Genomic DNA, 9,675 nt, shown 5'->3' with positions numbered 1-9,675 from the left:
GCCTGGCGGCGATAGCGCGGTGGTCCCACCTGACCCCATGCCGAACTCAGCAGTGAAACGCCGTAGCGCCGATGGTAGTGTGGGGTCTCCCCATGCGAGAGTAGGGAACTGCCAGGCATCAAATAAACGGAAAGCCTCTGGATAATACCAGAGGCTTTTTCGTATCTGAATACCTCAAATCACCCATAATTTTAACTTATTTGACCATCGTAATTAACGATAAATCATTAAGTGTATACATTATTCTTTGCCTGCAAACAGGATCCTGTTTTACTGTATATATGTTGGATAGTTATGTCCTACGAACAGGAGAGAAAAAAACGTATGACGGGAAATATAAATTTAAAAACATTAACGCCCGGAGAAAATGATTCTCGACAGAGGATCAAGGCAATTGTGGGAGCATCATCGGGAAACTTGGTAGAGTGGTTTGATTTCTACGTATATTCGTTCTGCTCTTTATATTTTGCTCACATCTTTTTCCCTTCTGAAAATCCGACTACACAGCTTCTACATACCGCGGGTGTATTCGCTGCGGGCTTCCTGATGCGTCCAATCGGGGGATGGTTGTTTGGATTCATAGCCGACAAGTACGGACGCAAAACGTCAATGCTTATCTCCGTCTGCATGATGTGCTTCGGGTCTTTGGTTATCGCCTGTCTGCCCGGTTATGACACTATCGGCACCTGGGCACCTATACTGCTCCTGTTTGCTCGTCTCTTTCAGGGATTGTCTGTTGGCGGGGAATATGGCACTAGCGCCACCTATATGAGCGAAGTTGCAATTGAAGGACGGAAGGGGTTTTTCGCGTCGTTCCAATACGTCACGTTGATCGGCGGTCAGCTACTGGCCCTGTTAGTGGTTGTCATATTGCAACACACAATGCCTTCTGAGAGCTTGTATGCTTGGGGATGGCGTATTCCATTCTTCATTGGTGCAATTCTGGCTGTTGTTGCCTTATTTTTACGCCGCTCGCTTAATGAAACCTCGGATAAAGCGTCGCGCTCACATAAGGACGCAGGCTCTTTGCGTGGACTATGGAATAATCGCAAAGCGTTCTTGATGGTCTTGGGATTTACGGCGGGCGGGTCTCTGGGGTTCTATACATTTACCACCTACATGCAGAAGTATCTCGTCAATACTTCTGGTATGGCACCTGAACTGGCGAGCGGTCTGATGACGGTGGCGCTTTTTGTATTCATGCTGTTGCAGCCTCTGTTCGGACATTTGTCCGACAAGATTGGACGTCGCAACTCCATGCTGTGCTTTGGTGCATTAATGGCGTTGTTGACGGTGCCTATTCTGACCCTTCTGCAGAGCGTGACCAACCCGATAATTGCCTTTGTGTTAGTTCTTCTTTCGCTGATTATCGTCAGTTTTTATACGGCAATCAGCGGGATTTTGAAGGCAGAAATGTTTCCTCCAGAAGTCAGAGCAATGGGCGTAGGGTTGTCCTATGCGGTAGCTAACGCACTGTTTGGAGGTTCCGCTGAATATGTGGCGCTTTCACTGAAATCATTGGGATCGGAAAACGCCTTTTTCTGGTATGTTTCGGCCATGGGCGCGATCTCATTCCTGGTCTCTCTGGGACTGCATCGCAAAGGGCAAGGCAAGACACTTTAACGCAGCGCGAGCCAAATGCGTCATAAGGCCTATAAACGAACATATAGGCCCTGTGTCCTGCGTCTTTCGGGCGCGGGACTTACCTACTCCTATTCAAGGTAGATAGATCTGCGAGCGATATCCTTGTCGATTTTAGGTGACAGGCATACCTATATTTGGGGCGCTGTAGCTGAATACTCTCTATTTATAAGGTAGCTAGCTGCGAAATAATAAAGCAGACGTTTCCTGAAAACAGGATTAATTAATGGGTTGCGTCAAAGTTTGTTAGCCGAGTTAATACATTCACATTACTCCGCTTGGAAACTTTGGCGCAACGGCTAAAAGTAAAGTACTTAATCAGATCAGTGAGAGAGATGAATAAAATTGATCGCTCATCGGCTGTCATCGAATATTTCATAAAAGACATCACAGAATACGGCTAATGAGCTTATCTATTCTCACCCTGCGTACACGGCGAATGAGCTTGCGAACTTTGACCGGATATTGTGCGATACTTTCCAGCTGCTGATAGCTGCTCAAAATATGTGTGTTTTCACGAATACAAGTCAGTTCTTTAATTCGCTGTTCCAACAACTGTTTTTGAGGATCGTGGATCAAAATAGCATTCTCGAGATCCAGTCGCCAGGCGCGAGGATTAAGATTATTGCCGGTCAATAGCTGCCATTTATTGTCTACCCACAGTCCTTTTAAGTGGAAACTATTATCGCCATCTTTCCATAGACGTACGACTAATTGCCCATTGTCGATATATTTTTGCAATCGACTGAGGAAACGGCGGAGGTTGATTTCATACAGGTAGGGAAGCGCGCCTATAATTTTGAATGGCTCTGTTTCCGGGATATAAAAATCATTAGCTGTCTTATCGCCAATAATAATTTCGATCTTTTTTCCATTACGCAGTAGGCTGACAACGTTTCTGACCAGCGGTGCAGGTAGATTAAAATAAGGTGTGCACATCACCAAATGTTGTTCAGTACAGCACATCAAATGATGAATGGTTTTATTTAATGGACTCTGTTTCCCTAATCCCACCAACGGCGTTATGGCTAGCTGATTATTATTACTTGGTACGTTTGGTAGGCGATAATTGAGGGTGCGTAGCATCTGACGGAATCGACGAATCGCATTTTTGATTTCAGCGGTCTTAGGTCTGTCTTTCATATCAAGACGCTGTATCGCCGATGCCGCCAGTAGCCTCTGTATGTAACCCGCCATCGAATCTGCCAGCGTCTTATTATCAATCAGCTGATATCGGTCATAACGGTATTTATCGTGTTGCTGTAAATAGACGTCATTCAGGCTGGCGCCGCTGTACAAGACGACATCATCGATAATAAAGCCTTTCAGATGGAGTACGCCCAGGGCTTCGCGTGTATTAACCGGAACCCCATAAACGGGAAACTCGATACCTTCACAACGCTCCTTCATTGCGTGATACCAGTCTGCATTGGTATTCGCTGCCGCAGCGCCAATACGACCGCGCTGTGCGCGGTGCCAGTCCACTAATACGCGAATATCCAACTCAGGGCGCTGGCGTTTCGCTTGGTAAAGTGCGGATAAAATCGTCTCACCGCCGTCATCGTGCTCTAGATACAGAGATACGATATAGATGCGTTGTTCTGCCTGGAGAATCCGTTCGACAAGCGTGCGACGGAATTCCTCTGGGCGATGGAGTGTTTGCACGGCGTCGGCTGACTGAGGAATTTTGGGCAGTTGTGCAAGGTGTTGTTGGTATTTAGTTCGCTTTAGTTTTGACAACATCACAGTGCGATTCTTCTCTTATCATGGTATGACCGGGCTGGTCATGGTGAACGTTAAATATGGCCGAATCGGGCAATAATAACATCACTTTCCCGCTGTTGTGAGCAGGTTTTGTCTTTTAGTCAGGACTCTTGACCTTAACGATGACTCGATTCGACATGGTACTCAAAAGGCTATTCGGTTCATATAATGTCTTTCCCCCGCCATACTGTCTAAGACATATTGGCTTAAAACGGATGCCGTTCTGCCTCGCCCGTGAATAAGTTCACGTCTGTTGCCTTAACCACTGAACACGTGAAAAATCAGCCTATTCCGATGCAAAAACATGTGACGTGTATATCCAAAGTGAGGGGATTAACGTGTGTTTTCGCTTCTGTCTGCTGGATGGTGAGGTTTTCCCGCGAGGTAACTTTTTCTGAAGTGTTCAAAGTGATGATTCAATGTTTGCGCCGCCACGTTATCCCCAGCCTGCTCCAAGAGCGCCACGGCGATCTCGGCAGTACACTGCTGACCCGCTAAACTCGCTTCACGCAATTGATAGCGAGATAAGGCCTCAATACTAAGCGACAAAATGGGCAGGCTATCCAGGTAGGGGCTTTTACGGAACATCTTGCGGGCTTCTGGCCAAGTGCCATCCAGCATAATAAAAAGTGGAGTTTTACCCGTATCAGGCAACTGGTGAAACACCTTTCGTTCCTTTTTTTCTTCTTCGGCCAGAAAAACCACATAAGGTTGATAGTGCGATGATTGAATAGCCGCTAAAAGCGCTGGATTGGGCATTGTGCGTGACCATTGAAAAGCTAATGTGTTCGGCAGAATATCCGCGATGAGGCGACCCGTATTGCTGGGTTTCATGGGTTCCGTATCGAACATGATCAGGCAAAAGCGGCTTCGTGCTTGCTGTGGAACGATGGTGTGACACAAGCAACGAATGGTGGGAAGCAGGCATCGTTGACACCGAACAACGCGACTTCCTCGAGCGTTAAACGGGCGAGTGGCGAGCGCTAAGCGCTGTTCGCGCAATTGAAGGACGGCGTTTTGTGTCATAGTGCCCCGCAAAAAGACGCCATTCTAATCGAGCCACGGCGGGACCAGAAGCCCCGCATAGTGAAATTGTCCTGCAAGCGGCGTCAGAGTGACTCTTCCAGCCAGCTTTCGAAAGGCGCTTTCGGCATGGCGCCATTGAGCATATCAACCATCTGCCCATTCTTGAAAATCATAATCGTCGGGATGGTGCGAATACGAAAACGCTCGCTCAGTTCGGGTTCGGCTTCTGTATTCACTTTCACAAAGCGAATTTTGCCGCCGTTTTCTTCTGCTACGCTGCTATAAACGGGCGCGAAATTAACGCACGGACCACACCATGGCGCCCAAAAATCAATGACGACGGGAAGATCGTCTTGAAGTATTTTATCGAGGGTTTTTGTCGTGGCGTTAATCACTTCTCCTTTGAATAGCGTCTCCCCGCAGCGTCCGCAGGTGGCGTTATCTTCAATGCGCGTTTCCGCTAGGCGGTTGGTAGTGTGGCATGATGCACAAACCGTATTCATAACAAGGCCTCAATAATCAAAGGACTAACATGGGTCAGTGAGATGTTGAAGGACACCGCCGCGAGTGCAACTGAAGACCAGCAAGCGGCGATTGTGAGTGTGACTTAAGTATCGTGACCGGAACCTTAAGGAACAACGTGGTTTACTCAATGGCTACAATAGTTCCTGACTTTTATGTGCCGGTCGGTAGCTAAGCGAGGGGACATAAGGTACTCTTCGCGGCGAGCGCGTAGGTGGAGAAAAAGATGAGCGATTCATTCAGTGGGAAAGGCGGCAAGGTCCGCGTTATGTACGTCCGCAGTAACGATGAGGACGATAAAAAGGATAAGAATTCACGTCCGTCGGACTCGCGACGCAATAATAGCAGCGACAATCGCGATAAAAAACCGCGCGATAAACGCGGCCCCGCGTCGCGGGATGGCGGCGGTCGTGACGAGGGTTCTAAGTGGCGTGGAGAGAAGCGTCAGGAAGAGCGCCCCGCTCGTCGAGAAACGACAGGTGATTACGACTCGCCCTGGAAAACGGTTTCACGTAGCCCAGATGCCGTTCCCGACCATGGCGGTATTGTCGGTAAAAGTCAGTTAGATCCTGCGCAGCTGCGCCGTCAGCGAGCTGAAGAAACTCGCGTATATGGTGAAAACGCCTGTCAGGCTCTCTTCAAGAGCCGTCCCGAATCGATCGTACGAGCCTGGTTTCTGCAAGAAGTCACTCCGCGTTTTCGCGATGCGCTGCGTTGGATGGCGGCAAACCGTAAGGCATACCACGTTGTCGATGATGAAGAGCTGACCAAAGCGTCCGGTACCGATCATCATGGCGGTGTCTGCTTCCTGATCAAGAAGCGCCGTGGCACCGAGGTAAAAGATTACCTGAGTGAAGCTGGCGAGAAAGACTGTGTTTTGGCGTTGGAAGAAGTGGGTAACCCGCATAACCTTGGTGGGATCATCCGTAGCTGCGCGCATTTCGGCGTGCGTGGCGTTCTAGTCCGTGACGCAGCGATACTGGAATCCGGCGCGGCAGTGCGTACGGCAGAAGGTGGCGCGGAACACGTAAAAGCCATCAGTACCGACCTGTTGACCGATGCGTTGGATGAGTTTCGACGTGCCGGCTACACCATCGTGACCACGTCCAGTCATAAAGGGACACCGCTTTCTGGCGCTAAATTACCTGCGAAATCGGTCATCGTTTTAGGTGAAGAGGGCGATGGTTTGACTGACGGAGCCTGGGAAAAAGGCGGCATGAAAGTTTCTATCGACGGGACTGGAAAGGTCGAAAGCCTGAATATTTCCGTAGCGACCGGTATTCTGCTGGCAGAATGGTGGCGCCAGAATCAAGGCTGACCGGTGACATCCGGTTTTTAAGCGTGATATAGTAAAGGCCAGTCAGTGTCAGCTGACTGGCCTTCTTCATTTGGCACCCTCGCCGGGCATGGCTAGGTGCCGGTCAACATTGAAGTGCTGAGTATGGCCCACATGAGTGGGTCATTCTTTACAGCGTTTTCACATCCAGTTCCGGCGGAATGTAGCCGTAATCCAGTTCTTCAACCACAAAGCTACGAGAACCAACGAATTTGATCTTCACGGTCGGCGCTTCAGTCCCACCGATACGGTACTCCATACCTGTTGTTTCAACGTCAGTAGGAATGCTATCGATGAAGGACGTTACCAGGCCGTTAGGCATGACATAGTGCGAGTATGTCTGGTAAGGCTGGCTGGACGGGTTACCTAACACCAGACCAGAACTGTTCATCGGCTGATATTGGCCGAACAGCTCGTTGCCCACAAAACCGTAAACACCATCCGGACCGGTCAAACCATCAGCATAGGTATACGTGTGGCTGATCGTCATCAGGTAGTACTTGTCGTCCTGGAATACGAAGTGAGGACGTTCAGTTTGATCGTTGACGCCAACAGCAGTAACCAGCGGCGGTAACAGTTCCCATTGATCGCCATCTTCATCCAGCGCAACAGCAATACCGATACAACCGGTCTGGTAGCGTGCGCCACCCACTTCTTCGTAACCTGGCGGTACATCGCCCAGTTCGTCATCACCGACGACATGAGAACCTCGTACACCCGCAACGTTACCTTCGAACAGCATGTACAGCTTGCCGTTTTTCGGGTCACGGAACGGCCATGGATCACGGAAGGCCCAGTACTGGTTTTGTTCTTCAGTCTGGTAAATCGCGCCATCGGCGTCGAACAGGCTGAACACTTTGTTGAAACCGACCATTTCTACACCGGTAGACGTCGTCACAACGCGGCCACGTACTTTGGAGACGGTCGAACCAGGGGTTACCGCAGTGTAGTAGAATGCGATATCGCCTTGTTCATTCAGCAGGATGGGCGAGCCGGCCCATTCGCGAGTGGTAGGTGAAACGCCTTCAGCCATCATGCGGCCACCGAAGGTCCAATCTTTGCTATTGCGAGAGAACCAGTAGCAGATCTTTGCACGACCATGACGGTCATTCCAGTCTAGAGTAATGTTGTAGTTGCCGTTTTCATCCAGGTAATCCGGGTTGTCTTCCTGACGATCCGCGGTAAGGGTGAAAATGACTGACCAACCATCGACTGACACAGTGTGACCGTTAATATCACGCAGCGGCATGGTATCCCAGATGAATACGTCTTCGCTCATGGTTTTAAAGTCGGCACTGACCACAGGCTGAGTCGTTGTGGGATCGTCAAACGTGACTTTCAACGCATCGGCACGAGTCCAGATTGTCGGTTTGTAAGCGGGGGTGGCTTTCAGCTCTTTACGAATGGCCATGAATGTATCTCCTATGAAAGTGATTTATTTAACTGTACATCTGTACAGTGCTGATACTATATACAGTATATTTATAGCATTCAATGGTGATTTGATAATTTTAACTAATTCGGGGTTATTGTTTTAATGTGGCAATTTTGTGGTTTATTATTTCAATTGTTGGTTTAAAAATGCGTTTTATTGTGGTTTTGTTCTGATGGTGTTTCGTTTTTGCGCATTTTGAAGTTTTAAGCCACGAAGGCGCGAAGTTGTTATAAAGAAGAAAATGCCGTAGGTGAAGGACATCTGAATGATGGCGTGACGTCAGAATTGAGGGTGAAAGCGTTCAGTAAAACCTGATGGAGAGCCTAGAACCGTATCCCCTTCGTCCATAGACAAAAAAGCCGTCCTCAAAGAGGACGGCACGGTGATAAGACGTCGCGGTGATTTAGTGGGCGCCGCCTCCGCTTCCAGAACTGGCAAAGGGCGGTCGAGCGAACCACACCAAAACAATCAGCGCTATAAATATTGCCGCCGCCGCCCAAAAAATTTCATTTGCAGCAATGATCAGCCCTTGCCCGGTGATCTGCTGGGCGAGATAAGAAGATACTTGCTGCTGGGTAAGCCCCAAGGCCTCCATTTGCTGATAGAACTGCTGTGCAATAGGGTTATAAGGTGAGATAGATTCCGTCAACTGTGCGTGATGCAGCGCTTCGCGTCGTTCCCAAAGCGTGGTTGTCAGCGATGTGCCTATGGAGCCAGCAAGGGTACGCGAGAAGTTGAACAAACTGGATGCCGCAGCCAGCCTCTCTGGTCCGAGTCCCGAAAGAGTAATCGTCGTCAGAGGCATGAAGAAGCATGCGACGGCAAATCCCTGCACGAACTGCGGCCACGCAGAGGCGGCGAAGTCCATTGAGGGTTCGAAGGTATAGGTCCGCCAATAGAAGCAGACGGCGTACATCACAAAACTGAAGCTGACCAGATAGCGCATGTCCAGGCGCGGCGCGAAGCGCCCAATAATAGGCGAAAGCAGCACTGGCATCAGTCCTACGGGGGCTGATGCCAATCCTGCCCAGGTGGCGGTGTAACCATAGACTTCCTGCAACAGCTGCGGCATAAGAACGATGGCGCCGAAATAGAACATAAACGCCAGGCTGGTGCACAGGCAGCCAATGGTGAAGTTGCGGGATTTGAATAAGGATAGGTCGACTACCGGATTATCGTCCGTCAGCTCCCATACGACCAGGAACACGAGTGCTATCACCGCGACGACGCAAAGCGTGATGATCTCTGTCGAGTTAAACCAGTCCAACTCCTTCCCGCGGTCGAGCATCATTTGCAGGCAACCCACTCCCAAGACCAGCAATACAAGTCCGATGGTATCGATTGGCCTGATCGTAACCGCAGTCTCACGTCCGCGCAGCAGCTGCAATGTCAGCAGGACCACCAGAGCGCCCAGCGGAATGTTGATGAAGAAAATCCATCCCCAATGATAGTTGTCGCTGATCCAGCCGCCGAGTATCGGACCGAAAATCGGTGCGACGACGACGGTCATCGACCATAGCGACAGTGCGATACTGCGTTTCGCTGGAGGATAGTTGTTCAACAGAAGGCTTTGCGAAAGCGGGATGATAGGGCCCGCGACCAGCCCTTGCAGGACGCGGAAGAAGATCAACATTTCAAGACTGTTGGAGATCCCGCACAGCCAGGACATAAGTGCAAACAGTCCCGTAGCCCAGACGAAAAGGCGCACTTCTCCAAAGCGTTTCGCCAGCCAGCCGGTAATTGGAATGGAAATGGCGTTCGCTACCCCGAAAGAGGTGATCACCCAGGTGCCCTGAGAGTTGGATGAACCCAGATTGCCGGCAATCGTCGGGATCGCCACATTGGCGATGGTGGAGTCCAGTACCTGCATGAAGGTGGCCAGCGCGAGCGCGATGGTCAACAAAGCCAGCTGTATTCCCTCTAGCGGTTTCTTCTGCACGTGTTTATCCCC

7 protein-coding genes and 1 rRNA gene are annotated in these 9,675 nt (G+C 49.9%); 3 read left to right on the top strand and 5 right to left on the bottom strand.

Going from position 1 to position 9,675, the window contains the following annotated elements:
• Position 1 precedes the first annotated feature (1 nt).
• Together rrf and BLU64_RS15495 are read left to right on the top strand one after the other, a co-directional pair.
• Positions 2-117 (top strand): 5S ribosomal RNA (gene rrf, locus BLU64_RS15500).
• Positions 118-324: 207 nt separating this feature from the next.
• Positions 325-1,623, top strand: coding sequence for an MFS family transporter (locus tag BLU64_RS15495; RefSeq protein ID WP_051625553.1), 1,299 nt, complete (start codon positions 325-327; stop codon positions 1,621-1,623).
• 405 nt (positions 1,624-2,028) lie between these two features.
• Here BLU64_RS15495 and pssA read toward each other — a convergent pair whose 3' ends face one another.
• The 3 genes from pssA to trxC all read right to left on the bottom strand — a co-directional run bounded on the left by pssA (position 2,029) and on the right by trxC (position 4,934).
• On the bottom strand, positions 2,029-3,384 hold the full coding sequence (pssA, locus tag BLU64_RS15490; RefSeq protein ID WP_074729333.1) for a CDP-diacylglycerol--serine O-phosphatidyltransferase: 1,356 nt from the start codon (positions 3,382-3,384) through the stop codon (positions 2,029-2,031).
• Between the two features lie 354 nt (positions 3,385-3,738).
• Positions 3,739-4,431: a tRNA-uridine aminocarboxypropyltransferase gene (locus tag BLU64_RS15485; protein ID WP_074729331.1), complete on the bottom strand. Its 693-nt coding sequence runs from the start codon at positions 4,429-4,431 to the stop codon at positions 3,739-3,741.
• 83 nt (positions 4,432-4,514) lie between these two features.
• The gene (gene trxC / locus BLU64_RS15480) at positions 4,515-4,934 is read right to left on the bottom strand and encodes a thioredoxin TrxC (RefSeq protein ID WP_026743285.1); all 420 of its coding nucleotides are present in this window, start codon (positions 4,932-4,934) and stop codon (positions 4,515-4,517) included.
• A gap of 245 nt (positions 4,935-5,179) precedes the next feature.
• Between trxC and BLU64_RS15475 the strand changes: the two genes are divergently transcribed.
• Positions 5,180-6,271 (top strand): tRNA/rRNA methyltransferase, encoded by a 1,092-nt coding sequence (locus BLU64_RS15475; protein WP_026743284.1) that lies wholly within the window; start codon positions 5,180-5,182, stop codon positions 6,269-6,271.
• 148 nt (positions 6,272-6,419) lie between these two features.
• On the opposite strand, the gene BLU64_RS15470 is transcribed toward BLU64_RS15475, so the two are convergent.
• Both BLU64_RS15470 and emrB read right to left on the bottom strand, forming a co-directional pair.
• A complete protein-coding gene (locus BLU64_RS15470) occupies positions 6,420-7,700 on the bottom strand; it encodes a glycoside hydrolase family 68 protein (protein ID WP_051625551.1) in 1,281 nt (426 codons plus the stop codon).
• Between the two features lie 427 nt (positions 7,701-8,127).
• Positions 8,128-9,663 carry a multidrug efflux MFS transporter permease subunit EmrB gene (emrB, locus tag BLU64_RS15465; RefSeq protein WP_026743282.1) on the bottom strand — a complete coding sequence of 512 codons (1,536 nt, stop codon included), beginning with the start codon at positions 9,661-9,663 and terminating at the stop codon, positions 8,128-8,130.
• Positions 9,664-9,675 lie beyond the last annotated feature (12 nt).

It is taken from the genome of Lonsdalea quercina (genome assembly GCF_900107885.1).
Taxonomy (GTDB): Bacteria; Pseudomonadota; Gammaproteobacteria; order Enterobacterales; family Enterobacteriaceae; genus Lonsdalea; species Lonsdalea quercina.
This window is presented reverse-complemented; position numbering and strand designations above follow the sequence as displayed.

Coding starts and splice junctions, on each gene's coding strand:
- BLU64_RS15495 (WP_051625553.1), top strand. CDS start 325: ATGACGGGAAATATAAATTTAAAAACATTAACGCCCGGAGAAAATGAT.
- pssA (WP_074729333.1), bottom strand. CDS start 3,384: ATGTTGTCAAAACTAAAGCGAACTAAATACCAACAACACCTTGCACAA.
- BLU64_RS15485 (WP_074729331.1), bottom strand. CDS start 4,431: ATGACACAAAACGCCGTCCTTCAATTGCGCGAACAGCGCTTAGCGCTC.
- trxC (WP_026743285.1), bottom strand. CDS start 4,934: ATGAATACGGTTTGTGCATCATGCCACACTACCAACCGCCTAGCGGAA.
- BLU64_RS15475 (WP_026743284.1), top strand. CDS start 5,180: ATGAGCGATTCATTCAGTGGGAAAGGCGGCAAGGTCCGCGTTATGTAC.
- BLU64_RS15470 (WP_051625551.1), bottom strand. CDS start 7,700: ATGGCCATTCGTAAAGAGCTGAAAGCCACCCCCGCTTACAAACCGACA.